Consider the following 24,327-nt stretch of genomic DNA (forward strand, 5'->3'; position numbering starts at 1 on the left):
GGCGGGAACCAAACACAAGCCCGCGCGTTGCGAACCGGGACAGCGAGGGGTTGATCGGGGGATCACTTGGCTGAAGATACGCCCGGCGGGCACCTGGGCCGCACAGACGCGGTCCCAGACAGTCTTTTTCTGGGCCGCGGCGAACTGGCGTCGCTGATGCGCGCGTTCGATTGGGCATCGACCCCGATCGGGCCGCCGGAGAGCTGGCCGCAGGCGCTCAAGACAGCGGTTCGCATCATGCTGACCTCGCAACAGCCGATCTGGATCGGCTGGGGCCCGGAGCTGACCTATCTCTACAACGATCCCTACAAGTCGATCATCGGCGGCAAGCACCCATGGGCGCTCGGCCGGCCGACCTCGGAAGTCTGGTCGGAAATCTGGGAGGACATCGCCCCCCTGCTCGCCAAGGCGACCAGCGGCCACGAGGGCACCTATGTGGAAGCCCAGCTTTTGATTATGGAGCGCAACGGCTTTCCCGAGGAGACTTACTACACCTTCTCGTACAGCCCGATTCCGACCGATGACGGCTCGCCGGGCGGCATCTTCTGCGCCAACACCGACGATACCCAACGGGTCATCACTGAACGGCAACTGTCGCTGCTGCGCGACCTTGCCGCCAGCGCAGCCCAATCCCGCAGCGTCGGCCAGGCATGTGAACGCAGCGCAGCGGCGCTTGCCACCAATCCCCAGGACCTACCGTTCGCGTTGATCTATCTGACCGACCTCGGCGGCGGTCACGCCGAACTGGCCGCTACATCCGGGATCGATGCTGGCCATCCCGCGGTGAAGCCGACGCTGTCGCTCGCGGACGGCGACGAGCCCTGGCCGGTCGCCGAAGCCTTCCGTCTCAACGCGCCGGTCGTGGTGCCGGATCTCCATGGCCGGTTCGGGATCACGTTTCCGACCGGCGGCTGGCGCCAGCCGCCGACCCGGGCGGTGGTGCTACCGATCCCGGCCAGCGGCGACACCGGCCGGTCCGGCTTCCTGATCACGGGGCTCAATCCGTTCCGGCTGTACGACACGGCCTACCAGGACTTCCTCGCCCTGGTCGCCGGCCAAATCTCCACAGCAATCACCAATGCCGACGCCTACCAGGAGGAACGCCGCCGGGCGGAGGCGCTGGCCGAGATCGATCGCGCCAAGACCGCGTTCTTCTCCAACGTCAGCCATGAGTTCCGCACGCCGCTGACGCTGATGCTGAGCCCGCTGGAAGAAGCGCTCGGCCGCGACGGCATTGCGGACGAACAGCGATCGCTCCTCGGCATCGCCCACCGCAACGGTCTGCGCCTTCTGAAGCTGGTCAACACCCTGCTCGACTTCGCCCGGATCGAAGCCGGCCGCGTCACCGCGCACTTCACCCCGGTCGATCTGTCGTCGTTCACCGCCGAACTCGCTTCGAACTTCCGCTCCGCGCTCGACCGTGCCGGCCTGCGCTTCGTGATCGATGCGCCGCCGTTGCCGCAGCCGGTCTATGTCGACCGCGACATGTGGGAGAAGATCGTCCTCAACCTGCTGTCCAACGCATTCAAGTTCACCTTCGAAGGCGAAATCGCGGTCCGGGTCCGCACCGATCCGGACGGCCGTCACGCCGTGATCGAAGTCAGCGACACCGGCACCGGCATCCCGCAGGCCGAGATCCCGCATCTGTTCGAGCGGTTTCGCCGGGTCGAGGGCGCGCGTGGGCGCTCGATCGAGGGCAGCGGTATCGGACTTGCGTTGGTGCAGGAGCTGATCAAGCTGCACAGCGGATCGATCGCCGTCGAGAGCGAGATCGGCCGCGGCTCGACCTTTCGCGTGACCCTGCCGTTCGGCTCCGCGCATCTCCCGGCCGAGCGGCCGCGACATGCCGCGCTCCAGGTCTCCACCAATGTCCGCGCCCAGGCCTATCTCGACGAGGCGATCGGCTGGCTCGATGACAGTGGCGATGCCGATCTGCCGCCAGCTTCCGGCGCTCAGGATCTCGGCGTCGTCACCGCGCCTGCCACAGGACGACCTCACATTCTTCTGGCCGACGACAACCACGACATGCGCGACTACGTCGCCCGGTTGCTCGGCGATGCCTATGAGGTCGAAGCCGTTGCCGACGGAGCCGCAGCGCTCGAAGCCGCAAAGAAGCGCCGGCCGGATCTGGTGCTCAGCGACGTGATGATGCCGCGGCTCGACGGCCTCGGACTTCTAAAAGCGCTGCGCGGTGATCCGGCGATGGCCGATCTGCCGGTGATCTTCCTGTCCGCCCGGGCCGGCGAAGAAGCCAAGCTGGAGGGGCTGGAAGCCGGCGCTGACGATTATCTCAGCAAGCCGTTCAGCGCCCGCGAATTGCTCACGCGCGTCCGCGCCAATCTCGACACCGCTGCGATCCGGCGGACGGCGCTCCGGACCGAATACGTGCTGCGCCAGGAAGCACAGGCTGCCCGGAAGCACGCCGAAGGCATTCTGGCCTCGATCAGCGACGGCTTCATCGCGCTCGATGAACAGTACCGGTTCACTTACGTCAACGCCGCCGCCGAACGGCTGATCAACAGCAAAGCCGGCGAGCTGGTCGGCAAGGTGTATTGGGACGTCTATCCGATGATGCTCGGCACCGAGATCGAGCAGGCATATCGGCGGGCGATGACCGAACGCGTCGCATGCGAGTTCGAAAGCTATCATCCGCCGAGCAAGCGCTGGTTCGAATTGCGGGTGGCGCCGACCAACGGCAAGAGCATCTCGGTGTATTTCCGCGACATCACCGAGCAGAAGAAGGCCGAGGCGGCGCTACGCGACATCAACGAGCAGCTCGAGGAACAGGTGGCGCAGCGCACAGCCGAGCTGCAGCAGAAGGAAGCCCGGCTCCGCACCATTTTCGCGGCGAGCTACACCTATCAGGCATTGCTCGATGTCGACGGCGTGGTGATCGACGCCAACCGCACCGCACTCGCCGGCATAGCGGCCGAACTCGAGGACGTGGTCGGCAAGCCGGTTTGGGCCACGCCGTGGTTCGGCAGCACACCGGGGCTGCCTGAGATGGTCCGCAGCGATATCGCCGCTGTCGCGTCCGGTGAGACGGTGCGACGCGAACTTCACGTCAATCTGCCAGCCAGCGGCTGGCGCTGGTTCGATCTGCAGATGCGCCCGGTGCAGGACACGCAGGGCAAGGTGATCGCGATCGTGCCTGAGGCGGTCGACATCACCGAACGCCGCAAAGCCGAAGAAGCATTCCGGCAGGCGCAAAAGATGGAAGCGATCGGCCAGCTCACCGGCGGCGTCGCCCACGACTTCAACAACATGCTGACAGTGATCCGGTCGTCCGCCGATCTGTTGCGCCGGCGCGAGCTGCCGCCGGAGCGGATCCGCCGCTACGTCGATGCGATCTCCGATACGGCTGATCGCGCAGCGAAGCTGACCGGCCAGCTCCTCACCTTCGCACGTCGCCATGCACAGAACCGCGAAGTGTTCGACGCGGCCGATCACATCGAGCACGTCTCCGACATGCTGAAGACAGCACTCGGCTCGCGCGCTGTGTTCAATCTCCACATCGCCGAGCGACCGCTTCCGGTCGAGGCCGATACCAATCAGTTCGACGCCGCACTGGTCAATCTCGTGGCTAACGCGCGTGACGCGATGGACGGTCACGGCACCCTCACCATCTCGGTCACACGTTCGGCGCCGACAACCCAGGAAGCCGCCGCAGGCCGCGGCGGCTTCGTCGAGGTGTCGATCGCCGACACAGGCTGCGGCATTCCACGCGAGCAGATCGAACGGATCTTCGAGCCGTTCTTCACCACCAAGGACATCGGCCGCGGCACTGGCCTCGGGCTGTCGCAGGTTTACGGCTTCGTCCAGCAGTCAGGCGGCAGCATCAATGTCGACAGCGCGATCGGCCGCGGCACCACGATCACGCTTCGGCTGCCGCTCAGCGACAAACCGATCCAGCGCCGCAACGGCAACGGCACCAACGCCGTCGACAGCCGGCAGCGCGGCTGCATCCTCGTGGTCGAGGACAACGCCGAGGTCGGCGAGTTCTCCGCCCAGCTGCTTCACGATCTCGGCTATCAGACCGTCCTCGCCGCCTCCGGCGAACAGGCGCTGGCGCTACTTGGCGACAACGCCAAACGTTTCGACCTGGTGCTGAGCGACGTTGCAATGCCGGGCATGGACGGCGTGACTCTGGGCCGGGAAATCAAGAAGCGTTTGCCGGAGCTGCCCGTGGTGCTGAACTCTGGCTACGCCCACATGCTGGCCGACGAGGACCACGGCTTCGAACTGCTGCACAAGCCGTACTCGGTCGAGGATCTGTCGAAAGTCTTACGCAAGGCGATGGCCGAACGGACCTGAGCGTCGTTCCGCCCCGCGGAACCGGCAAATGCACGGCAGATGCAACGTTCGCGTCAATGTGATCGCCAGCCTGTCGGGCCTGCGCTATCGCATTGAGGCAGATCATTTCTCCGGACATTCAAGCGTGGCATCGAGGCCCTCATTCCGGCCCGAGCATGTTTGTCCGCGAGCGTTGCGAAGAGCGTACCCATGACCGAGATCGAGATCGCCCAGCAGGTGCTGTCCTGCCTGCACCAGACCGAAACGGCGGAGCCGCATTCTGCAGTGTCGTCGCTGAAGGGACTGATCAGCTACATCCACGGCGCTGGTACCGTGCACTCCTGCGAGGTCGACGAGGCCCGCTCATCGACCTTCATGGCGATCTGCGAATACGCCAAGGCCTTGCATCGCGGCCTGCCGGCCGACAACCTGCGCCCCGCCGCGATCGATGCCGCCGAAAAATGGCGGGCGCTGGCGGGCTGAGCCGCCGGTCGAGTCTTCTGAGCTAAATCCCGCCAGCTACTTGCTGCACGCTTTGGGCGCCACGAAGCGATAGAAATACTCTTTGGTTTTGCCGTTGTGGGTGCGCAGCACCGGCACATCGATGCGCTTCTCATCCGACATCGCCCGGCCCGGATAGGCAGCGGCAAAATGCGCCGGCACCTGCGGCAGCGTGTAGACCAGCACCGCGCCCTGATCCTCCAGCTTGCGCTGGTCGAACCAGCGGGTCGCCGGAATGAAGTGAATGGTGACCGAATCGCCCTCCGGCCCGGCCGCGATGCCGATGCCGTACACCGTCTGGCGATCTCCGAGGAAATAGCCGGGTCCGCAACTGTACTGACTGCGCCAGTCCTCGAGGATCAGGCGCGCCGCGTCGGCGGTCGGCTCCTGCAGCCCGCTGTGCGAGGCGGGGCCGAGATAAGCGATCATCACCGCCGCGCTCATCACCGTATAAAGTCCCGACAGCGTCCAACCGGTCTGCCGTTCGCAGGTGTCGCGCCGCGCCTCGTTCCAGCTCAGCAGCGGCGCCAGTGCCGGCACTGCAAGCAGCGAGAACGGCGCACCGTAGCGGGCGATGTACTCCAGCCCGAGCCCGATGATCATGCCGAGCAGGATCAACACCATCGCCACATCGATGATGACGATGAACTTCAGTTCTTCGCTGGCTTCGGCAAACCGTGGCACCCGCACATTGATCATCCGGCGGGCGCTCGACACCGCGATGATCACCGCACCAGGCAGCAACATCGGCAGATAGCCGGCAACCAGGAGGCCGATGCGGCGGGCGCTATCCCCGATCGACCCGAAGCCGGTGAAATGCCGCTCGCCGTAAGCGATGGTGCTACCGAATTTCACCGCGGTGATCACATGCGGCAGCAGCAGCAGCGTGGCGATCAGCATCGCCACATACAGGCCGGGCCGCGTCAGGCAGCGGCGGAACGAGGGCAGCGCGACGACGCCGATCGCCATCGCCAGAAACAGCACCGCCGCGTTGTATTTGGTCAGCGCTGCGATCGCGGCCCACACGCCGAGCAGGATCCAATCCCGCCAGCGATTGTCCTGCCGCGCCCGCAGGAAGTGATAGACCACCGCCGGCCACGAGGTGAGCTGCAGGATATCGGCATTCAGCGCCCAGGATAGCGGCGCGAACACGGCGTAGAACGACGTCCCGGCGAGCACGACGAGGTAGATCGCCATCGTCCGTTCGACCAGCAGCCGTAGGATCGCGTACAGATACGCGAAGCCGATCGCCATCAGCACCTGATTGGCGGCCACGATAGCGGTGCCGGATGGCCCGAACAGGCGGTCGACCACGCCGCCGGCCCACACCATCATCGGCGGATGCACCGGGGTGATCAGCGGAAAGTGGCGCCCCCAGGCGACCAGTTCGCGGGTGTCGTAGAGCGGCGTCGGAAATACGATCGCCGCGAGGACCACCGGCAGGACGATCGCCGCCGCGAGAATGGCCAGCAGGCTACGGGAGCCCCCCGGCTGCGACACCACAGGTTGCATCAGGGCCGGCCGCCACGTTTCTGAAAGTTAATGTGCTGGGGATATGCGGGGGCGGCGCTCGGATTGTCAACTCAAGCGGGCGACTTCCCCACGCCAGCCGCAGCATTTGAGACGCGGAAACAAGCCTTTCGAGGGATTGTCACAACCGTGGGCGTCAGCTCGCGTTCGGCGTCGCGGGATGGAAGGTCAGCGCGTAGCCATCCATGCAGTAGCGCAGCCCGGTGGGCTTCGGCCCGTCGTCGAACACGTGGCCGAGATGACCGCCGCAGCGGCGGCAATGCACTTCGGTGCGCGTCATGCCGAGCGTGGAGTCGCTGCGCTCGCCGACCGCATTCGGCAGCGGCTGCCAGAAGCTCGGCCAGCCGGTGCCGCTATCGAACTTGGTATCGGACGAGAACAACGGCAGATCACAGCCGGCGCAGGCGAAGGTGCCCTTGCGATGCTCCTTGAGCAATGGGCTGGAGAACGGCCGCTCGGTGCCCTCTTCGCGCAGGATGTGGTACTGCATCGGCGTGAGCTGCTTGCGCCATTCCTCGGGCGTCTTCTCGATCTCGAACTTCTCGGCCGCGCGGGCGGCGTCCGGCCGCAGCCAGCGGAAACCGAACACGGCGGCAAGGGCGACAGAAGCGAGCAGCATGCGGCGATCGATCATGGTGATGTTCCCTGCGTGACGGGCGCGGGCGCCCCGGCGGCACTTCCGTCAGGTACGAAGTGCCGCGCCTCAGGTTACACCGCCGGTATTTTAGCCCGCTCACATTGTCGCGAGAACGTCGACGCAGCCGGAAGCTATTCCGGCGAAGGCGGCGGCACCGGCCGGCGCGACGGCGCATTGGGAGGGGGCACATTTGCGGCCTCGGCAGCCCGCAGCAGCGCAACACGAGCGCGACGCTCCTCCCGCTTGACCTCGGCACGGGCATCGCGGACCCGGCTCCGCGCGGCGGCCCGCTCGCGGTAACGGGCCAGCGCGCCGGCGGCGAGTGCGCCCTCCCGGGTGGCGAAATACACCCCCTGCCCGACGATGCGGCCGATGGTGCCCCCTGCCCACACCAGATCGAACGGCGAAAACAGCTTCCAGCGCTCGTCGCTATGGGTCAGGCCGCGAGCGATCAGACGCCCGGCGATTGCGGTGGTGGCGAGCCCCTGCCGGCCGAATCCGCTGGCGACCCACAGCCCCGGCCGCAATTCGCCGATTTGCGGCATGCCGTGCACCGTCATCCCGACTGCGGCGCCGAAGGTCTGAGTTATTTCGACCTGCCCGAGCTGGGGAAACAGCGATGCGATCCGCCGCCGGATGATTCCAGCGAGCCGCTGCGGTGCAACATCGAAAGTGGTCTCGCCGCTCGCCCACAGCAACCGGTCACCGCCGACGATCCTGTAGTGATCGACCCCGTCCGTGTCGGCAATCGATCCGGCGAACGCGATCGCCTCCGGTAGCTTCTCGCCGAGCGGCGCCGTCAGCGCTGCGGTGCGCCAGACCGGCAGCAGGGTTTCGGCGACGCGGGGCGACGGCGCGCCGAGATGCACGCTGCCGGCGAGCACGATGTCGGAAGCGCGCAGCCGCGCATTCGGCGTCGAGATCCGCTTGCGGATGCCGGCGAAATCGATGCTGACCGCCGGCGTTTCCTCGAAGATCCGTGCCCCGGCCTGGCGCGCCAGCCGCTCCAGGCCGCGCAAGTAACGGCGGCTGTCGAGCTGAAACGCGGTCGGGTAGTGGATGCCGTGGAAATAGCGGTTGGTCCGCAACACATCGCGGACCTTGTCGATCGGCCAGCCTTCGACTTCGGAGCCGAAATCGACGCCGAGCGTCTGCAGCCGCTCGACGATACGGTCGCCGATATCGACATTGGAGACTTCCAGCGCGCCGTCCGACAGCGCGACGCCGGGCATCGTCTCCTCGGTGGCGCGAGCGCGGACGATCTCCATGCCCTCGCGGGTCAGCGCCCACAGCGCGCTGGCGTGATCCAGCCCGACCCGGGCAATCAGATCGGCGATCGGCACGCCGTAACCCGGCGTCACCGTGCCGAGATTGTGCCCTGACGCACCCCAGCCAATCCGCCCGCTCTCCAGCACGGCGACGCTGAGCCCGGCCTGCGCGGCTTCCAGCGCAACCGATAGTCCGGCAAGGCCGGCGCCGATCACGCAGAGATCGACGTCGAGGTCGAAGGTCAGCCGCGCATGCGGTTCCGCATCGGCTTCGGCGGACAAGCCGGCCGGTCCATTCGTCGCACTTGTCGGGAGCGAATCCATGCCGTTTCCTAAAAGAGCGCATCCGCAAACGAGGCTATCTTGCGAGATACGCGTTCAATACGGACAGCACGGACGGTTGTCACCTTGTCCTGCCGGCCGGTCTCGATTAATCCGCAAGCTCTGCCCTTTGGAAAGAACTCATGCGCCGTCTGATCCTGCTGCGACACGCCAAAACCGAAAGGGACGCGCCGAGCGGCAAGGACCACGATCGCCGCCTGGAAGATCGCGGCCGCAGCGACGCCGCCGAGATCGCCGCCTGGCTCGCCGCCGAGCATCTGGTCCCCGATCAGGTGCTGATCTCGACCGCGACCCGGACCCGGCAGACCTGGGACGTTCTATCCGAACTGTTTCCGGCGAACCGCGAACCGCAGGTTGAGTACCTGCCGGAAATGTACAGCGCGAGCTCTTCGCAGTTGTTGCAGGCGATCCATGAGGTATCGGCCGGCATCAACCAGCTGATGCTGATCGGGCACAATCCGGGCCTGCACGAACTGGCGTTGGCCCTCACCTGCACCTGCAACGAGGCCGAGCGGCGCAAGCTCTCCGGCAGCATGCCGACCGCGGCGGTGGTGGTGATCGACTTCCCGATCGCTGACTGGGCGGATGCCTCGTTCGGCACTGGCAAGCTGCAGCATTTCGTCAGCCCGAAAGTGTTGCGCGAAGCGAGCTGACGGAGGAGCATGGCGTCGCCCTTCCCCTGATCAGGAGGCGCCGGAGATGTTCAAGTCCATCCTCGTCCCGATCGACCTGGCCGATACCGCGCTGGCCCAGCCCGCGATCGCCACCGCGGCCAAGCTCGCCGACAGCTACGACGGCAAGGTGCGGCTGCTGCACGTGCTGGCGATCACCCCTGTAATGCTGGCCGAATATGTCCCTGCGGATTTCGACGATCAGCAGCGGCAATCGGCGGAAGCCGCATTGGCCGAGATTGCCCGCACCTCGGGCATTCCGGCACAACGGCTGTCGAGCAGCGTGCGCCAGGGCGGCATCTACCACGAGATCCTCGAAGAGGTCGCGGCGGTCGGCGCCGATCTGATCGTGATGAGTTCGCACCGGCCGGCGATGCGCAGCTACTTCCTCGGCTCCAATGCCGGCCACGTGGTGCGCTACGCACCGTGCTCGGTGCTGGTGGTGCGGGACGGCACATAGCCCCGAGCGACACGGACCGCTTTACGGCAGCAGATCCTTCGGCACATCGTCGAAGGTGTAGCGGCGTGGGCGGTTGCGACGGATGAACCCGCCGATCTGCCAGCCGAACAGCAGCGCAAAGCCGGCCAGAAACAACGCGCCAGACCATGACCCCACCGCCACCGCGCGCGCCAGCAACCCGGTCAGTGCGGCCGCCACCAGCGCGATCAGCACCAATGCACCGGTATGGACCGCCGGCGGCAGCCCGCCGATCAGTTCGGCGCGGCTGCCCGCATCGCGCATCCGCTGGTGCAGCTCGATCATGAACGCGCGATAGGCCTGATCCTGCGGCGCCATCAGCGCCACCGTCTGCCAAGTGGTGGATACGATCCGCAGCCGACCGCCGGAGACGTCCTGGAGATCGGCCCGGTAGCGGCGGGACTGCATCGACACCGGCCGATAGCTCAACCGAACCTTCGCAATCGTCGCGTAGGGCCACACCCCGGCTTTCGGGCCGATCCGCCAGATCAGCCCGTCGTCGCCGAGTTCGAACTGCTGGGCAGCACCGATCAGCGAGGCCTTGTAGGCGTAAGCCGTGCCTGAATCGCCGTCGTCGTCTCGGTTGGATCGTGGCGTCACCCGAAAGCCCCTGTTGCCAGTCCCGCCGTCCATGCCGGAGCCGGCGCGGCGATGCAATGCGGCGTTCAGCCCACCGGGTGTCGCCCGTACCGGATAACTTGTCGGCAGGGCCTCGGTTTTCTACAATTCGGTGACACACGGACCGGATCATGCCGAACACCGAAGCGCACTACCCTCGCCACCTGATCCTGGGTGGCGCCCTGATGTCCGGCCTGTTGATGGCGCTGGCGCTGCATATGCTCGGCCAGAGCGTCGGCCTCGACCTCGGCGGGCTGTGGCGCAACGACTCCGGCAGCTTCATGCCGGCGAGCGCCGCGCTGGCGTGGTGGCTGGTCGCGACCGGAGGCTTCGCCGGCGGTTACTTCACGGCGCGGCTGATGAATCATGCGGTCGCCGGACAGATCCCGCCCAAGCTGCGCCAGTTTCTGATCGTGGTGCTGGTGCTGGTGCTGGCCGCAGCCGGCCAAGCCGCTTCGGCGCCGTCCGCGGTGCCCACCGCAGCCGGCGTGCTTGCCGGGCTGGCGACCCTGTTGCTGGGCGCCGCGATGGCATTCTGCGGCGCTTATTTCGCTTTGCGCAAAGTCTGAACGCGACCGCGTCAGGACTGCTGTTGAAAACACCAAAGGCCACACGAATATTCGCGCGGCCTTTGGCCTCATCGTGACGTCACATCAATGTCGTAACCGGCTCAGCCGGCGGCGCGAAGATTGATCTGGCTCTCCGCAAGCGTATTGAGCTTCTTGTCGGTAGCTTTCTCCTCATCGAGGGTCTTCTGCAGCACCGCGGCACAGTCGTTGCGGCCGAGCAGCTTGGCCCATGATACCAGGCTGCCGTAGCGGACGATCTCGTAGTGCTCCACCGCCTGAGCGGCGTTGATCAGCGCCGCATCGAGCACCTTCTTGTCCTCGACTTCGCCCGCAGTCTCATCGGCTTCCTCGATGATGCCGTCGATCGCCGGGCAATCGATCGCCTTCGGCTGTACGCCGTGCATTTCGAACACCTGCTCCAGCCGCTTCACGTGCCCCTTGGTCTCATCCAGATGCGTCAGGAACCCCTGCTTCAGCATCGGGTCCGAGGCCTTGTCGGCCATTTTCGGGATCGCCTTCAGGAGCTGCTTCTCGGCGTAGTAGATGTCCTGCAATTGGTGCACGAACAGGTCATCCATCGTCTTGATGTCTTTGGTGAAAAGTCCCATTGCGGATCCTCTTTCGGTTTGCGCCCGGCGGCCCTTTTCCGAGCCTGCCGTGGCCGTCGCGGCGTTAACCAGCGGCAGCGATCACCGTTCCGGGTTCCATCCGCGCATCGAGTCGCAATGGCGCGCAGCGCGTCTGGCGCCTATATCGGACGGGCCGGCTTGGCGGGCTCCTCTCGGGGCCGCCATGTAGCCGCCGGACGGCTCGTTTGCGCCACGTCAAGGGCGCATTCCGCCGCCCGTCCCATGGATGAGCGGTCCGCACGCGACAGTACGGCGGATTGCACGACGGGCCGTTTATGCCCTAAGGAATTGCGCGGATGAGTAAGTCGGACGCCGGGAGCAGGGTCGCGCTGCAGGCGGAGTCCGTCGCGTTGCCGCCCCGCCGGGAGGACGAATGCATCGACTGCTGAGCGCGCTGGGGCGTGGCTTCAAGACGTATATCGGCTGGAAACGTGTCGGTATCGTCGCCAGCATCCTGATTATCGGCTTTGCGATTTCGTCGCTGATCCGCACCCTCAAGGGAGTCGATCACAACGTTATCCTGACCGCGCTGACCGACAAGAGCCCGGCCCAAATCGGGATGGCGGCGCTTTGCGTGGTCGGTGCGTTCTGCACCCTGACGTTCTACGATTTCTTCGCGCTGCGTACGATCGGCAAGCTGCATGTGCCGTACCGCATCGCCGCGATGTCGGCGTTCACCTCTTACGTGATCGGCCATAATCTCGGTGCCACAGTGTTCACCGGCGGTGCGATCCGGTTCCGGATCTATTCGGACTACGGCCTGTCGGCGATCGATGTCGCCAAGATCTGCTTCATCTCCGGCCTGACGTTCTGGCTCGGCAATCTGTTCGTCCTCGGCATCGGCATGATCTGGCATCCGGCCGCCGCCAGCGCGATGGATCTGCTGCCGGACGAGATCAACCGGCTGATCGGCGTCGCCTGTCTGGCCGGTATCGCCGCCTATTTCGTCTGGCTCGCGACCGGCAAGAAGCGCCGCGAGCTCGGCCAGAACGGCTGGAAGGTGGTGCTGCCGTCGGCCAAGCTGACGCTTGTGCAGGTGCTGATCGGCGTCGTCGATCTCGGCTTCTGCGCCCTGGCGATGTACCTGTTGATGCCGTCCGCCCCCTACATCGACTACGTGTCGCTGGCGGTGGTGTTCATCCTCGCCACCCTGCTCGGCTTCGCCAGCCATGCGCCTGGAAGCCTCGGCGTGTTCGACGCCGCGATGCTGGTGGCGCTGCCGATGTTCGCCCGCGAAGACGTGATCGCGACGCTGCTGATCTATCGCGTGCTGTACTTCCTGCTGCCGTTCGGGATCGCGATCTCGATCATGGGCGTGCGGGAAATCTGGCTCAGCGTGATCAAGCCATGGCAGGAACGCCGCAACGCCTGCAACGGCAACGAGCATGCGGCCCCCGCCGCTCCGGCCACCGCGCCCGCCCGGGCCCCGGTCGGCCAGGTCCCGGTCGGCCAAGTCGTCCAGCGCTCCTCAAAGCTCTGACAGCGGCAATCACTTGTCGACGCCGCCGAGGCCCATATTTTGGCCTCAACAGCGGCGTCAATGGCCGCGATCTCCTCATGGCCGCGTGGTGACATGTCCCGTTTCCGCTCCCTGGCGCTCCTGTTGCTGCTGACCGCGGCGGCGAGCGCCTCGTCGCTCCCTGCTTCCGCTCAAATCCCCCTGTTCGGCGGCTCGAGCAGCCCCGAACCGGCTGCAACCACCGCGCCGCCCCCGGCGGCAGCTCCGGCCCCGGCGGTGCCTGTCGCCCCGCCTTCCTCCGCACCGGCCGCCGTTGCCGCGGTGCCGGTCATCGACGGCTCGATCCAGATCGCCTGGGAGGTCCGCAACCGCTTCCGTCTGTTCCGGGAGGAGCGCGATTTCCGCGAGCAGGTCGACGCCCTGAACGGGCTAACAGTGCTGGCCTCCGAGCAGACCCTCGGCCGGCAGAGCGAAGGCCGCGGCTGGGCCCGCAACGTCGTCAACCGGCTGTGCATCGACCTCACTGGGCGGGTCAACGAGCCGTGCACCCGCGATGGCGTCAAGGAGAGCTACCTGACCCCGACCGAGCACCCGGTGACAGTCCGCCTCGCCGGCGCCGTGCCGGTCGGCGCGATCTGCGCATGGACGTTCGACGACGGCGACGGGCCGCGTAACGCCACCCAGGACTGCGCCGAGCCGATCAACTTCCGCGCCCGCTACGGCAAGCCGACGGTCGCCACGGTGGACATCACCAGCGGCGCCGACGCGCCGCTCCGCGTCACCACCCAGATCATGGTGCGGGACTTCTTCATCGCCGGACTCGGTGACTCGATCGGCTCGGGCGAAGGCAATCCGGACCGCGCCATTGCGCTGTCGGATGAAGGATTCTGCTTCAAGTCGTATCTCGGCAGTGGGATCGGCCAGTTCTACCGGCCGAGCCGGGCCGGCTTCAAAGGCGGCCGCGCCTGCGAGGCTCCGGATACGCTGGCGAACTGGCAGCGCTATTCGGCGACCTGGTTCAACGCCGCCTGCCACCGTTCGCTGTACAGCTACCAGACCCGCACGGCGCTGGCTCTGGCGGTCCGCCATCCGCACATCGCCGTGACCTATCTGCCGCTCGCCTGCACCGGCGCCACCATCACCGACGGGCTGTTCGGCTCGCAGCGCGCCCGCGAGTGCTTCCGCACCAAATCCGGAACCTCGTGTCCTGGCAGCGTCGACGGTCAGCTCGGCGAACTGCGCGCCGCCCTCACAGCGGCGCACCGCCGTCAGCCGGACCGCACGCTCGACCTGGTGCTGCTGTCGATCGGCGCCAACGACATCAACTTCTCGGGCCTCGTCGCCGACGTCATCGTCGACTCACCGACCGAGCGCGCGCTGTTCCGACGCTCCGGCGTGATCGGCTCGGTGGAAGAATCTCGTACCGCGCTGGCCCGCACGCTGCCGCGCGATTTCGCCCGGCTACGGGAGGCGCTGAAGCCGATGGTCGAAGATCTGTCGCGGGTGGTCTATGTCGCCTACGGCAATCCGGCGCTGTCGAACCGTGGCACACCCTGCCCCGGCGGGCCGGCGGGCTTCGACATCCACCCCTCGTTCAATGCCGATCCGACCCGGCTCGGCGCCGTCACATCGTTCGTCGACAATGAGTTCCTGCCGCGGCTGAAGGATCTGGCGCAATGCTCCAATGGCGTGCTGTGCCGTGATCCGTCAACCGAGCGGATGACGTTCGTCGACTCGCATCAGCGGGTATTCGCCGACCACGGCTTCTGCGCCCGCGCCGCCACCGATCCTGAATTCGATCGCGTCTGTTTCTCGCAGAGCGGCAACAGCTTCAACGCCGATATCGTCACCGCCGGCAACTCGCCGATGACCTGCGGCGCCGGGGCGAGCAACTACCGGGCTTACCTGCCCCGCGCGCGCTGGATCCGCGACGCCAACGACAGTTACTTCGCGGCGATGACCTATCCGCAGGGCCTCGCCGCCGCGATCCAGCCGGCCGATATCCATGACGCAACCTGGGGCGTGGTGTCGGCGGTGTATGGCGGTGCCATCCATCCGACCGCCGAAGGCCACGCCGCCATGGCCGACGCCGCCTTGCCGGCCGCGGAGACTGTGCTGTCGCTGCAGCCCGGCCCCGACGTCACCAGCCAGCCGTTGCCTCCGCCGGCGGGAGCCATTCCGCAGCGCGTTGAGTAGGATCGTTGGGTCGGACCGCTTCTGGAACGGGAGAGGTCAGACTCGACGAGGCTCCGCCTCCGGCAAATGAAAAGAGCGCCCTCCGCGGAGAGCGCTCTTTGCAAGCTCGAAGATTTCTGACGTCCGACTCAGGAAGTGAAGCGCTACTTCGCCGGCGCCATCGCGCCGCCCTTCGGGGCCGGGGCCGGCGGAGCCTTGGCCTTGCCGGCCGTTCCAGGCGCAGCCACCGGCGGCTTGCCGGCTTGGGCTGCCTGCATGGCCGCCTGCTCTGGCATGAACTTGGTGACGATCTCCGGATCGAGCTGGGAGATCGCGGTGTCGGGCAGCCGGAACCAATCTTCGTCCTTACCGAGCGCCGGCGTCATCAGATAGCCGCGCAGCGTCAGGGTCTGGCCGTCGGGACTGACCGTCAGCATCGCCTTCCACACGTCGCCGTTGCGCGGATCGAGGATGTTGCCGTTCTCATAGACACGGCCCTTCCGCTTCATGTCGCGGATCAGCGAGATGCCGAGGATCGGCTGGTTCTTGCGATCGTCCTCACACTCTTCGCAGATCGTCAGGTTGGGCTGTCCGGCCTGCGGAAAGCTCTTGGCGACGATCCCCTCGTACATGTTGTTGCCGCGATCGAGCATCAGCACCCAGACCACCGGCTTTCCGCCGGGCTTGCCGGTGTCGGTGCGTTGCCAGAGGCCGGCGGCGGTCGGTTCCGCGGCAACCGACGGGGCGGCCGCGGATAGCAACAGCGCGAAAGCCGCGACAGCAGCCCGCGCGACTAATCGGATCGGTCGATGTGTAGTCGGTCGATGTGTAGTCGGTCGATGTGTAGTCGGTCGATGTGTGATCATAGCAACACCTGAAACACCGCGATGGGACGACAATATGGCGGATCGATCCGGCAATCCAGTGAGCAGAGCGCGGCGGTTCGGGATCGATTCTATGACACAGCGATGTCAGCAGGCGGCGTAGCAGGTCGCTGAACGGGAACCCGTAGTGTCGCCAAGGCAGCACCGAGGCAGATCGCGACCGGCAGCCAGAACAGGATATAGAGATAGTTGAGATCGCTCGGAATGATCTCGTAGTCGACAGCGCTCGCTGCCAGGCAGGACGCGAGGAGCGCCAGCGCGGTCACTTCGCCGGACTTGCGAAATGCCCGCCATCCGCTCGCCGCCGCGGCCAAGACCACTGCCGCCAGCGCCAGCGCCGCGATAACACCACCACGGACCGCGGCGCACATGAAGATATTGTGGCCGTTCATCACCTCCATGCCACTCGGCAGGATGACCCTGGTGTCGAACGCAAGTCCATAGCCGAGCCACGGCTTCAATGTGACCATGTGCAGATACACCGGCCACAGCTCGAACCGCAGACTGTCCTTCCGCTGCACCAATTCACCGGCAAGCGGCGTCAGCAGGGCAGCGACGGCCGCGATCGCCAGCAAAGCCGCGACCGCCACCGCGATCCGCCAATTGGCTGCCAGCAGCACCGCCACTCCGATGCCTCCCAGCGCGGCCATCAGCGAACCCCGACTGCCCGACAGCAGCACAGCCGCGAGAAGCACCAGCGCAGAAACAAACAGCAACACAAATTGCCAGGACCGCAGACGGCGGGTTGCCATCATCGCTACTGCCCCGACACACGGCATCGCGTACATCAGGCCGACGACGTTGGAATTGTAGTACAGGCTGAGCCCCTTGGTGCCCTGCAACCGCACCGTCAGCATCTCCGTCACCGACCAATGGCTAAACGTGCCGACGTCACGGATCGCGGCCAGCGCAGCCACGGGCGCAAGCCACAAGAACAGCAGGCGAAGAAAATCGCCGTCGCGGCTGGCGAGATGAGCCACGATGGTGATGAACACCAGCACCGCTGCGACGTAACGGATGTTCTTCCACAGCAGCGATCCTGAAACGCCATCTCCAAATGAGGAGGTGACGATGATGACGCCGAGGAAGGCCGCCGAGGCGAGGAAGACACCGGACTTGATGATCGGCGTCAGATTGCGCAGCGGCAGGGCGGTGATCAGCAGGGTCGGAAGCACCAGGAACCACAGGATGGTGCGGGCCAACCAGATGTTATGCATCACATACATCAGGCACATCACCAACACGAACAGCCGCTCGGGCGCTTTCACCGCCACCAGCCAGGCACGGCTCCGGTCAAACACCGAATGGGACGGTGACGAATGGGCGACAACTGACACCATAAGACCTCTATCTGGGGTGGGCGGTGGCCCCCGTCGCGGCCAGGCCGCGTAGCACGTCGGCGAGTCGCGTTGCCGATTGGGCCCAGGTCACTGGGCGATAACCGGCGCGGATCGCGGCTTCGTGGCGGGCAAGTTGCTCAGGCGCCGCGATCAGGTCAAGGACGGCGGCTCGCCAAGCAGGGAAATCGAGCGGATCAAGGTGGCGCGCAAGCCCTGCGCCGGCTTCCGGCAGCGACGAGGCATCGGAGGCGAGGCAGTATTTGCCGAAGGCGAGGCTCTCGGATACTGGCAACCCCCACCCCTCATAGAACGACGGATACAGCGTGAACAGGCAGTGCTGATACAGCCACGCCAGCTCATCGTCGCCGGCGCGCGGCAGATGCAGGATCGATCTGGCAGTCACCGGATCATTGGCGATCTGCCACAACAGATCACTGCTGCCGAACCCCGGCTGACCAACGATCACCAGCGTCGGCAGGTCGGGCGTGTTCTGCTCGGTGAGCCTGTGCCAGAGGTGGTATAATAGATCAAAGTTCTTGCGCGACTGAATGGTCGAGACGCTGATCACGAAGCGCGCGGCCTGCGTATCGGTCAGCGCTTCCGGTCGTCGCGCCGTCTGCGGCGCAGGAATATCAGCGCCGAGATGCACGATCTCGACAGCGCCGCGCATACCGCCGTGGCGCTGAGCGTAGCCGAGAATATCGCGTTTGGTCGCCTCCGAGATCGAAACGATCAAGTCGGCCTCCTTGATCAGGAACTGCGCGTAGGCGTCGAACTTGGTGACGAAATCGCCGCCGGCGAAGAACTGCGGCGCGACGGCCGGGATGAAGTCCTGGCACAGCGCCGCCACTTTGGTGCCGCGCTCGCGGCGCATCCGGGCAACCGTGGCAAAGTCGACCCGCGACCAGTTCTCACCAGCGAGAAAAAGCACCTCGCCGAGGCCGTCCCCTCCAAGTTTCGGCAGCGGCTCGGCCTGGCTGGTCTTGCGCAGCAGCGACGCGGTCGCGCCGCGGACTGCGGTCTTGATGGTGCGTTCAACGGACTTGCCGATCGGCCTCAGGACGGCGGCGATCCCGCTCGCCTGCTTCGACTTGGCCCTGCCGGCGACGGGCTTGCCGCTCAGGTCGGGCGGAGTCGCGACCGCAACGTAGTCGCTACGGAGCGGGTCATAGCGGCAGAACCGCAGCGCTGGAGCCATCTCGGCGGATAGCGCGCGGATGTAACTTTGTTCAACCCGGAGGGTGCCGTTCATCTGGCCGGAGCGCGCCCGCGCACTGGTCGAGACGTCCATCCACAGCCAGGGCTGATCGTGCCGGTCGGCGGTGTGATCCAAGGTGCTGTCCGTCATTTCCGAGATCGGCCCCTCGGCCGCTGACCGGCGGGTCTAGCGGGTCCGGCTTTGCAGCGTCAATGCCGGCCGCTTGCATTGCCAGCCCGCCCGCAGTCTAAGTTCCTCGCCGCCCGCCTTCCAGGGCGGAACAGCAATGAGGGATGGCGTGCCGCCGGAGCAGCCCAAAGTCTCGGTGATCATGCCGGTGCGCGACGGCGAACGCTGGGTCACCGAGGCGATCCACAGCGTTCAAAATCAGACCTTCCGCGATTTCGAGCTGTTGGTGATCGACGATGGCTCCGCCGATGCGACACCCGCAATTCTGGCTGATGCGGCTGCAGCCGACCCGCGCATTGTCGTGCTCACCCAGCACCGCGATGGTCTGGTGGCTGGCCTCAATCGCGGACTGGCCGCGGCACGCGCCCCCTTGATCGCGAGGCTGGACGCCGACGACATCGCCCTGCCGAACCGGCTGGCCCGGCAGGTGGATTATATGGCGGCCCACTCCGATGTGGTGCTGCTCGGCGGCTGGGCCACCATTATCGACGAGAACGGCCAGCCGAAGGGTCGCGAGATGCGCCCGAGCCCGAACGATTTACGGGCGACGCTGATGAAGAAGAGCCCGTTCATCCATCCGACCGTCATGTTCCGCGCCGAAGCGGCGCGCCGGGTCGGCGGCTATCACGCCGCCTTCGAGGCCGGCGAGGATTACGATTTCTGGCTCCGACTCGCTGATATCGGCGAGCTCGCGATCCTTCCGGAATTGCTGATCCGCTACCGCGAACACAGCAGCAGCGTCACCCGCACACGACAGTTGCGTCAGATCTACTCCGCCCGCCTCGCCAAGCTCGCCGCCGCCGCACGCCAAGCCGGGCAACCCGACCCCTCGGCCGCACTCGCCGCACCGCCAGAGTGGCATGATGCAAGCCCCGGCCCGTTCGAGCGCGACAGTTCGCGGCTGTTCCGAATGCTGGAGCTCGCCGACCCGGCCGCCGCGGCCCGCATCCCCTCCTCGGCGATGGATCTCGAAGCGATCGCCTCGCAGCTTCGCACCCTGACGGCCGGCGAGCGCAAATTCGCACAGGCGGCGCTGCTCAATCTGTTGCGCCTACCCCACGGTGTGCCGGGGATCTCGCGCTTGAAACTATACTGGTTGCTGTTCAGGCTCGGTCCCTTAAGGGCAGCCAAGCTGCTAATCGCAAAGTAAGTCGCAGCGTCTTCGGTCACATCAGACTATTTCGCTGCAGGCTGCACAAAACGCTTGGCGAGAGCGTGGTAGATTCCTTCCTCGGCGATCAGCCGTGAGGTCGCGTAGGCGATCAGGGCGGCGGCCATCAGCGGGATCACCATCGCGTGGTTGTCGGTCATCTCGATCACGATGACGAAGGCTGTGATCGGCGCCTGCACCACGCCGGAGAAATAAGCCACCATTCCGAGCAGCATGATCGCCGCAATCGGCGTTGCCGGAAACAATGTCGCGACGTTGCTGCCAAGCCCGGCGCCGACGGCGAGCGAGGGCGAGAAGATGCCGCCAGGCAGGCCGCTGACGGAGGACAGCGTGGTCGCGAGGAATTTCAGCACGCCGAAATCTTCTGGCAGCGCCGTGCCGCTCTCCAGCGCCGTCTTCACCTGGCTGTAGCCGGTGCCGTAGATCGTATCACCGGAGACGAAACCGCAGACCGCAACAGCCAGACCGCAGAGCAGCGCCACGATCAGCGGACGGCGATTGAACGCCGTGCTGGCGCCTGCGGCGACAACACATCGGATGAACAGCCCGCCGGCTGCTCCCCCGACGATGCCGCACGCCGGAATGGCCAGCCAATCGATACCGCCGCGCAATCCCATCGCGCTGGTGCCGAAATACGTATAGTTGCCGAGCAGAGCGATCGACGTCAGGCCGGCCGCCACCACCGCCGCAATGATCAGCGTGCTCGATCGCGTTTCGAACGAGCGGCTCATTTCCTCGATGCCGAAGATGATGCCCGCCAGCGGCGTGTTGAATGCCGCGGCGACGCCGGCCGAGGCGCCCGCCAGGATCAGCCCGGGCTGGCGGCGGGGCGAGAAGCGGCCGAGCGCGAACATGATCGAAGCGCCGATCTGCACGGTCGGCCCCTCGCGGCCCACCGAAGCGCCGACCAGAAGGCCGAACAGCGTCAGCAGGAATTTGCCGATCGCGATCCGCAGCGACACCAGCTTGGCCCGCGCGGTCTGGTCGGTGAGACGGCGCGCCGCGATCGCCTGCGGGATGCCGCTGCCCTGCGCATTCTGGAAGAAGCGGTTGGTCAGATACACCGACAGCAGAAAGCCGAGCGGCGTCACCAAAAACGGCAGGTAACGCGAGTGTCCGAGGAGTTCGGAGAATAGAAGTTGCGCACAATCGGCAAGCTGCGCCAGCACTGCCGCCGCAGCGCCGACCACGACGCCACCGAGCAGAAAGATCGCCCGCCGCCGCGACCGCGTGGATGCGATGATCAGGATGCGTTTGTGGCGATGGGACAGAGCGAACTTCATTGCCGTGAAAAGCAGCTTGGAAAGGCTTGAATGAGAAGTCTTTCTTGACGCGCATCGCTCAGGCAAGTCCAGCGCATACCGGCGTCACTTTGACGTGACCTACGAGGGGTAGGCCCCAAAACAAAAGAGCGCGCCGACCGGGCGCGCTCTTCAAGGATCAAATAAGCCGGCGCTCTTAGTTCACGCCCAGCTTCTTCTGCAGATTGGTGGAGGAGGTGGTGTACTGGAACACCACGCGCTTGTCCGGGTAGACGTACTTGACGGCCTTCTGCGCCATCAGCGCACCCTCATGGAAGCCCGAGAGGATCAGCTTCAGCTTGCCGGGATAGGTGTTGATGTCGCCGATCGCGAAGATGCCGGGGACGTTGGTTTCGAACGTACCGGTATCGACCGGGATCAGGTTGTTCTCCAGATCCAGGCCCCAGTTGGCAACCGGGCCGAGCTTCATCGTCAGGCCGAAGAACGGCAGCATCGCGTCGCACTTGATCTGCGCGGTCGAGTTATCGTTCAGCTTCACGGTCGCGCCGGTGAGCTGGCCGTTGTCGCCCTGCAGCTCGGTGATCTGACCGATCTTGAGATCGAGCTTGCCGCTGGCGACGAGCTGACGCATCTGCTCGACCGAATGCGGCGCGCCGCGGAAGTCATCGCGGCGATGCACCAGCGTCATGCTCCTGGCGATCGGGTTGAGGTTCAGCGTCCAGTCGAGCGCGGAGTCACCACCACCGACGATCAGGATGTCCTTGCCGCGGAAGTCTTCCATCTTGCGGACGGCGTAGTGCACCGAGGTGCCTTCATAAGCTTCGACGCCCGGCACGGGCGGACGCTTCGGCAGGAATGAGCCGCCGCCGGCCGCGACCACCAGCACGGTGCATTCGAACACCTTGCCGGCGTTAGTGGTGACACGGAACCCGGGGTCTCCGATCTTCTCGACGTTTTCGACCATCTCGCTGAGATGGAAGGTCGGATTGAACGGCTTGATCTGCTCCATCAGCGCTTCGGTGAGGCCATGGCCGGTCACCATCGGAATGCCGGGAATGTCGTAGATCGGCTTCTCCGGATAGAGCTCGGCGCACTGGCCGCCGACCTTGTCGAGGATGTCGACGAGATGCGCTTTGACGTCCAGCAGGCCCAGCTCGAACACGGCGAACAGTCCGCACGGACCCGCGCCAACAATCAGCACATCGGTTTTGATCGTTTCGGTCATCTTTGTTTTCTTTGTCAGTTGAAGATGTTCGGACGCGGGCGGTCCGGTCGCGGCCTGTCTAACCAAGGCCGGCAGGGGAGAAAAGACATAAATGGATATTGGTATCTTGTTCTAGCGCAAGTTTTGCGTTCAATGGTTCTAAAAAGCCCGGAGAATGGCCCTTGACCGCACGATCTCGTGACCACGCGCTGCCGCAGCTCGCTGATTTCCCCTTCCGTCTCGCCGACAACGTCCGCTTCGCCGACCTCGACCCAAATAACCACGTCAACAACGCGGTTTACGCCAGTTATTTCGAGACCGGCCGGGTCACGCTGATGAAGGATCCGAACGCCGGACTGATCCCGCCGGGACTATCTTGGGTACTGGTGCGGCTGGATATTCACTTTCGCAGTGAGCTGCACTGGCCGGGCAAGATCGAGCTCGGGCTCGGCCTGGTGAAACTCGGGCGCACGTCGACGCATTTCGATCAGGTGGTGTTTTCCGAGGGCGTCTGCGTCGCCTCGGCGCGCGCCGTGACGGTACTGGTCGACGAGAGCAGCCGCAAGCCGACGCCGCTGACCGAACAGATCATCACCAATCTCGGGCCGTGGTGGCGCCGCGGCATCGAACACGATTGATATCAGCGGCGCTGCTGCTGAGCTTTGAAATCAGCCGAGACAAAATGGCGGCTGCGCGCGCCCAACGAAGCGGACAGCCGCCGCGCTGAGCGCGGCAGGCTTAGTTCTGAGAAACAAACTAACACGAGAGACTGTCGCGCAGCGGACCGCGCGACACGCCTCCGATAGCAATAGCGGAAATCAGGCTTGGCGTTCGGGCGTGGTGACGATCAGCCCGTCGAGTTCGTTCGAGACCTTGATCTGGCACGACAGCCGCGAGTTCGGGCGCACGTCGTAGCCGAAGTCGAGCATGTCTTCTTCCATCGGCGACGGGCCGCCGACCTTCTCGCGCCAGGCTTCGTCGACATAGACGTGGCAGGTCGCGCAGGCGCAGGCGCCGCCGCATTCTGCCTCAACGCCAGGGATGGCATTGCGGATCGCCGCTTCCATCACGGTCGCGCCTTCTTCGACTTCGACAGTGCGGGTTTCACCGGTGTGATCAACGAAGTTAATCTTGGCCATGATTGCTCGTCGGACGCTTTGCTCGTTTTATGAATTATGGGCTGACGCGCCAGTCCTATAGCGTCTCGGCCGACGTTCCGCCAGCCGTTACGCCTTTCAAAAGCCAGGACGAGTCGGGTTGAAGCGGTCGTCGATCGCGGCCCGGGCATGATCGACCGCAGCTTCCAATACGGCGAGCGGTTCCGCCGCATCCTCGCCGCGGAGCAAGGCGTCCTCGAGACTCGCGGCGGCTTCCGCCACGGCGAACGCCCCGATCGCGCGGGCCGAGCCCTTCAACGTGTGCGCGAGCGCGGCGGCGTCGGCCGGCCAGGAGGCGAGCAGCGCCATCAGGCTTGCGGCCTGCGCGGTGAACAGCAGCAGCACTTCCCGCTCGAGCGCGGCGTCGCCCAGCGTCATCTTATAAAGATGCGCGTCATCGATCGGCTCGAAGTCCGGAACCAGCGGCGGCGATGGCATCCATTCGATCCGTTCGACCTGTATCGGCACGTTCACCTCGGCACAGAATTGCGGTTTTCCACATCTCGGCAATCCAGGCCGAGAAGCGAACCACGAGTCTAGTTAACGCATCCTTGCAGGTGCAGCCGCACCGTTTTGGCACAACGTCGCCGAGTTGCCGCGATGATGTCGCTAAAATGCCACCGTTACCGCTCGGGCCGGTAGGATTTTTGCGTCCTCCGAAGGGCTTAGCCGGGTATGCCGTTAACGATGATTAAGAAAGTCTTAATCCGAACCATTTCATTCGCGCGATCGAGCCAATAGGATGTTTCAGG

The 24,327-nt window shown here is 65.4% G+C and carries 21 protein-coding genes; 9 read left to right on the forward strand and 12 right to left on the reverse strand.

Annotated features, from left to right (window positions below):
• The first annotated feature begins 156 nt into the window (after positions 1-156).
• Complete coding sequence (locus tag LRC39_RS20120) at positions 157-4,314, forward strand: ATP-binding protein (protein WP_346295419.1); 4,158 nt, start codon at positions 157-159, stop codon at positions 4,312-4,314.
• Between the two features lie 189 nt (positions 4,315-4,503).
• On the forward strand, positions 4,504-4,776 hold the full coding sequence (locus LRC39_RS20125; protein WP_107345633.1) for a hypothetical protein: 273 nt from the start codon (positions 4,504-4,506) through the stop codon (positions 4,774-4,776).
• A gap of 36 nt (positions 4,777-4,812) precedes the next feature.
• On the opposite strand, the gene LRC39_RS20130 is transcribed toward LRC39_RS20125, so the two are convergent.
• From LRC39_RS20130 to LRC39_RS20140, 3 genes are all read right to left on the reverse strand, one after another.
• Positions 4,813-6,306: a glycosyltransferase family 39 protein gene (locus tag LRC39_RS20130; RefSeq protein WP_346295420.1), complete on the reverse strand. Its 1,494-nt coding sequence runs from the start codon at positions 6,304-6,306 to the stop codon at positions 4,813-4,815.
• A gap of 154 nt (positions 6,307-6,460) precedes the next feature.
• The gene (gene msrB / locus LRC39_RS20135) at positions 6,461-6,958 is read right to left on the reverse strand and encodes a peptide-methionine (R)-S-oxide reductase MsrB (protein WP_346295421.1); all 498 of its coding nucleotides are present in this window, start codon (positions 6,956-6,958) and stop codon (positions 6,461-6,463) included.
• Positions 6,959-7,092: 134 nt separating this feature from the next.
• On the reverse strand, positions 7,093-8,553 hold the full coding sequence (locus tag LRC39_RS20140) for an NAD(P)/FAD-dependent oxidoreductase (RefSeq protein ID WP_346295422.1): 1,461 nt from the start codon (positions 8,551-8,553) through the stop codon (positions 7,093-7,095).
• A 140-nt stretch (positions 8,554-8,693) separates the two neighbouring features.
• Between LRC39_RS20140 and LRC39_RS20145 the strand changes: the two genes are divergently transcribed.
• Both LRC39_RS20145 and LRC39_RS20150 read left to right on the forward strand, forming a co-directional pair.
• On the forward strand, positions 8,694-9,224 hold the full coding sequence (locus LRC39_RS20145; RefSeq protein ID WP_107345636.1) for a SixA phosphatase family protein: 531 nt from the start codon (positions 8,694-8,696) through the stop codon (positions 9,222-9,224).
• A 46-nt stretch (positions 9,225-9,270) separates the two neighbouring features.
• A complete protein-coding gene (locus LRC39_RS20150; protein ID WP_346295423.1) occupies positions 9,271-9,702 on the forward strand; it encodes a universal stress protein in 432 nt (143 codons plus the stop codon).
• 21 nt (positions 9,703-9,723) lie between these two features.
• On the opposite strand, the gene LRC39_RS20155 is transcribed toward LRC39_RS20150, so the two are convergent.
• A complete protein-coding gene (locus tag LRC39_RS20155) occupies positions 9,724-10,353 on the reverse strand; it encodes a hypothetical protein (RefSeq protein ID WP_346295424.1) in 630 nt (209 codons plus the stop codon).
• A gap of 116 nt (positions 10,354-10,469) precedes the next feature.
• Between LRC39_RS20155 and LRC39_RS20160 the strand changes: the two genes are divergently transcribed.
• Positions 10,470-10,907 (forward strand): hypothetical protein, encoded by a 438-nt coding sequence (locus LRC39_RS20160; RefSeq protein WP_107345639.1) that lies wholly within the window; start codon positions 10,470-10,472, stop codon positions 10,905-10,907.
• Positions 10,908-11,008: 101 nt separating this feature from the next.
• Here the strand turns inward: LRC39_RS20160 and LRC39_RS20165 are convergent, their stop codons facing one another.
• Positions 11,009-11,515 carry a ferritin-like domain-containing protein gene (locus LRC39_RS20165; RefSeq protein ID WP_104512319.1) on the reverse strand — a complete coding sequence of 169 codons (507 nt, stop codon included), beginning with the start codon at positions 11,513-11,515 and terminating at the stop codon, positions 11,009-11,011.
• 394 nt (positions 11,516-11,909) lie between these two features.
• Here LRC39_RS20165 and LRC39_RS20170 point away from each other — a divergent pair, with 394 nt between their 5' ends.
• The gene (locus tag LRC39_RS20170) at positions 11,910-13,016 is read left to right on the forward strand and encodes a UPF0104 family protein (RefSeq protein WP_346295425.1); all 1,107 of its coding nucleotides are present in this window, start codon (positions 11,910-11,912) and stop codon (positions 13,014-13,016) included.
• A 93-nt stretch (positions 13,017-13,109) separates the two neighbouring features.
• Positions 13,110-15,191, forward strand: coding sequence for a hypothetical protein (locus LRC39_RS20175; RefSeq protein ID WP_346295426.1), 2,082 nt, complete (start codon positions 13,110-13,112; stop codon positions 15,189-15,191).
• A gap of 143 nt (positions 15,192-15,334) precedes the next feature.
• On the opposite strand, the gene LRC39_RS20180 is transcribed toward LRC39_RS20175, so the two are convergent.
• The 3 genes from LRC39_RS20180 to LRC39_RS20190 form a co-directional block, all read right to left on the reverse strand.
• The gene (locus LRC39_RS20180) at positions 15,335-16,036 is read right to left on the reverse strand and encodes a DUF2147 domain-containing protein (RefSeq protein ID WP_346295427.1); all 702 of its coding nucleotides are present in this window, start codon (positions 16,034-16,036) and stop codon (positions 15,335-15,337) included.
• Positions 16,037-16,125: 89 nt separating this feature from the next.
• Positions 16,126-17,394 carry an O-antigen ligase family protein gene (locus LRC39_RS20185; protein ID WP_346295428.1) on the reverse strand — a complete coding sequence of 423 codons (1,269 nt, stop codon included), beginning with the start codon at positions 17,392-17,394 and terminating at the stop codon, positions 16,126-16,128.
• A 7-nt stretch (positions 17,395-17,401) separates the two neighbouring features.
• Positions 17,402-18,742, reverse strand: coding sequence for a glycosyltransferase family 4 protein (locus LRC39_RS20190; protein WP_346295429.1), 1,341 nt, complete (start codon positions 18,740-18,742; stop codon positions 17,402-17,404).
• Positions 18,743-18,878: 136 nt separating this feature from the next.
• Between LRC39_RS20190 and LRC39_RS20195 the strand changes: the two genes are divergently transcribed.
• Positions 18,879-19,931, forward strand: a complete 1,053-nt coding sequence (locus LRC39_RS20195; RefSeq protein WP_346297532.1) for a glycosyltransferase family 2 protein — start codon at positions 18,879-18,881, stop codon at positions 19,929-19,931.
• Positions 19,932-19,957: 26 nt separating this feature from the next.
• Here the strand turns inward: LRC39_RS20195 and LRC39_RS20200 are convergent, their stop codons facing one another.
• Together LRC39_RS20200 and LRC39_RS20205 are read right to left on the reverse strand one after the other, a co-directional pair.
• Positions 19,958-21,235: a chloride channel protein gene (locus LRC39_RS20200; protein WP_346295430.1), complete on the reverse strand. Its 1,278-nt coding sequence runs from the start codon at positions 21,233-21,235 to the stop codon at positions 19,958-19,960.
• Between the two features lie 175 nt (positions 21,236-21,410).
• A complete protein-coding gene (locus tag LRC39_RS20205) occupies positions 21,411-22,439 on the reverse strand; it encodes an NAD(P)/FAD-dependent oxidoreductase (RefSeq protein ID WP_346295431.1) in 1,029 nt (342 codons plus the stop codon).
• A gap of 161 nt (positions 22,440-22,600) precedes the next feature.
• Between LRC39_RS20205 and LRC39_RS20210 the strand changes: the two genes are divergently transcribed.
• Positions 22,601-23,056, forward strand: a complete 456-nt coding sequence (locus LRC39_RS20210; RefSeq protein WP_107356641.1) for an acyl-CoA thioesterase — start codon at positions 22,601-22,603, stop codon at positions 23,054-23,056.
• 180 nt (positions 23,057-23,236) lie between these two features.
• On the opposite strand, the gene LRC39_RS20215 is transcribed toward LRC39_RS20210, so the two are convergent.
• Both LRC39_RS20215 and LRC39_RS20220 read right to left on the reverse strand, forming a co-directional pair.
• Complete coding sequence (locus LRC39_RS20215; RefSeq protein ID WP_011159492.1) at positions 23,237-23,557, reverse strand: 2Fe-2S iron-sulfur cluster-binding protein; 321 nt, start codon at positions 23,555-23,557, stop codon at positions 23,237-23,239.
• Positions 23,558-23,653: 96 nt separating this feature from the next.
• Entirely contained in the window at positions 23,654-24,013 is a 360-nt protein-coding gene (locus LRC39_RS20220) for an Hpt domain-containing protein (RefSeq protein ID WP_346295432.1), read from the reverse strand.
• Positions 24,014-24,327: the final 314 nt, after the last annotated feature.

Origin of the sequence: Rhodopseudomonas sp. P1 (assembly GCF_039642825.1) — a bacterium.
GTDB classification, from domain to species: domain Bacteria; phylum Pseudomonadota; class Alphaproteobacteria; order Rhizobiales; family Xanthobacteraceae; genus Rhodopseudomonas; species Rhodopseudomonas palustris_H.

What these genes read in the sequence shown, in the direction of transcription:
- LRC39_RS20120 (WP_346295419.1), top strand. Translation starts at nt 157, where the DNA reads ATGCGCGCGTTCGATTGGGCATCGACCCCGATCGGGCCGCCGGAGAGC.
- LRC39_RS20125 (WP_107345633.1), top strand. Translation starts at nt 4,504, where the DNA reads ATGACCGAGATCGAGATCGCCCAGCAGGTGCTGTCCTGCCTGCACCAG.
- LRC39_RS20130 (WP_346295420.1), bottom strand. Translation starts at nt 6,306, where the DNA reads ATGCAACCTGTGGTGTCGCAGCCGGGGGGCTCCCGTAGCCTGCTGGCC.
- msrB (WP_346295421.1), bottom strand. Translation starts at nt 6,958, where the DNA reads ATGATCGATCGCCGCATGCTGCTCGCTTCTGTCGCCCTTGCCGCCGTG.
- LRC39_RS20140 (WP_346295422.1), bottom strand. Translation starts at nt 8,553, where the DNA reads ATGGATTCGCTCCCGACAAGTGCGACGAATGGACCGGCCGGCTTGTCC.
- LRC39_RS20145 (WP_107345636.1), top strand. Translation starts at nt 8,694, where the DNA reads ATGCGCCGTCTGATCCTGCTGCGACACGCCAAAACCGAAAGGGACGCG.
- LRC39_RS20150 (WP_346295423.1), top strand. Translation starts at nt 9,271, where the DNA reads ATGTTCAAGTCCATCCTCGTCCCGATCGACCTGGCCGATACCGCGCTG.
- LRC39_RS20155 (WP_346295424.1), bottom strand. Translation starts at nt 10,353, where the DNA reads ATGGACGGCGGGACTGGCAACAGGGGCTTTCGGGTGACGCCACGATCC.
- LRC39_RS20160 (WP_107345639.1), top strand. Translation starts at nt 10,470, where the DNA reads ATGCCGAACACCGAAGCGCACTACCCTCGCCACCTGATCCTGGGTGGC.
- LRC39_RS20165 (WP_104512319.1), bottom strand. Translation starts at nt 11,515, where the DNA reads ATGGGACTTTTCACCAAAGACATCAAGACGATGGATGACCTGTTCGTG.
- LRC39_RS20170 (WP_346295425.1), top strand. Translation starts at nt 11,910, where the DNA reads ATGCATCGACTGCTGAGCGCGCTGGGGCGTGGCTTCAAGACGTATATC.
- LRC39_RS20175 (WP_346295426.1), top strand. Translation starts at nt 13,110, where the DNA reads ATGTCCCGTTTCCGCTCCCTGGCGCTCCTGTTGCTGCTGACCGCGGCG.
- LRC39_RS20180 (WP_346295427.1), bottom strand. Translation starts at nt 16,036, where the DNA reads ATGATCACACATCGACCGACTACACATCGACCGACTACACATCGACCG.
- LRC39_RS20185 (WP_346295428.1), bottom strand. Translation starts at nt 17,394, where the DNA reads ATGGTGTCAGTTGTCGCCCATTCGTCACCGTCCCATTCGGTGTTTGAC.
- LRC39_RS20190 (WP_346295429.1), bottom strand. Translation starts at nt 18,742, where the DNA reads ATGACGGACAGCACCTTGGATCACACCGCCGACCGGCACGATCAGCCC.
- LRC39_RS20195 (WP_346297532.1), top strand. Translation starts at nt 18,879, where the DNA reads ATGAGGGATGGCGTGCCGCCGGAGCAGCCCAAAGTCTCGGTGATCATG.
- LRC39_RS20200 (WP_346295430.1), bottom strand. Translation starts at nt 21,235, where the DNA reads ATGAAGTTCGCTCTGTCCCATCGCCACAAACGCATCCTGATCATCGCA.
- LRC39_RS20205 (WP_346295431.1), bottom strand. Translation starts at nt 22,439, where the DNA reads ATGACCGAAACGATCAAAACCGATGTGCTGATTGTTGGCGCGGGTCCG.
- LRC39_RS20215 (WP_011159492.1), bottom strand. Translation starts at nt 23,557, where the DNA reads ATGGCCAAGATTAACTTCGTTGATCACACCGGTGAAACCCGCACTGTC.
- LRC39_RS20220 (WP_346295432.1), bottom strand. Translation starts at nt 24,013, where the DNA reads ATGCCATCGCCGCCGCTGGTTCCGGACTTCGAGCCGATCGATGACGCG.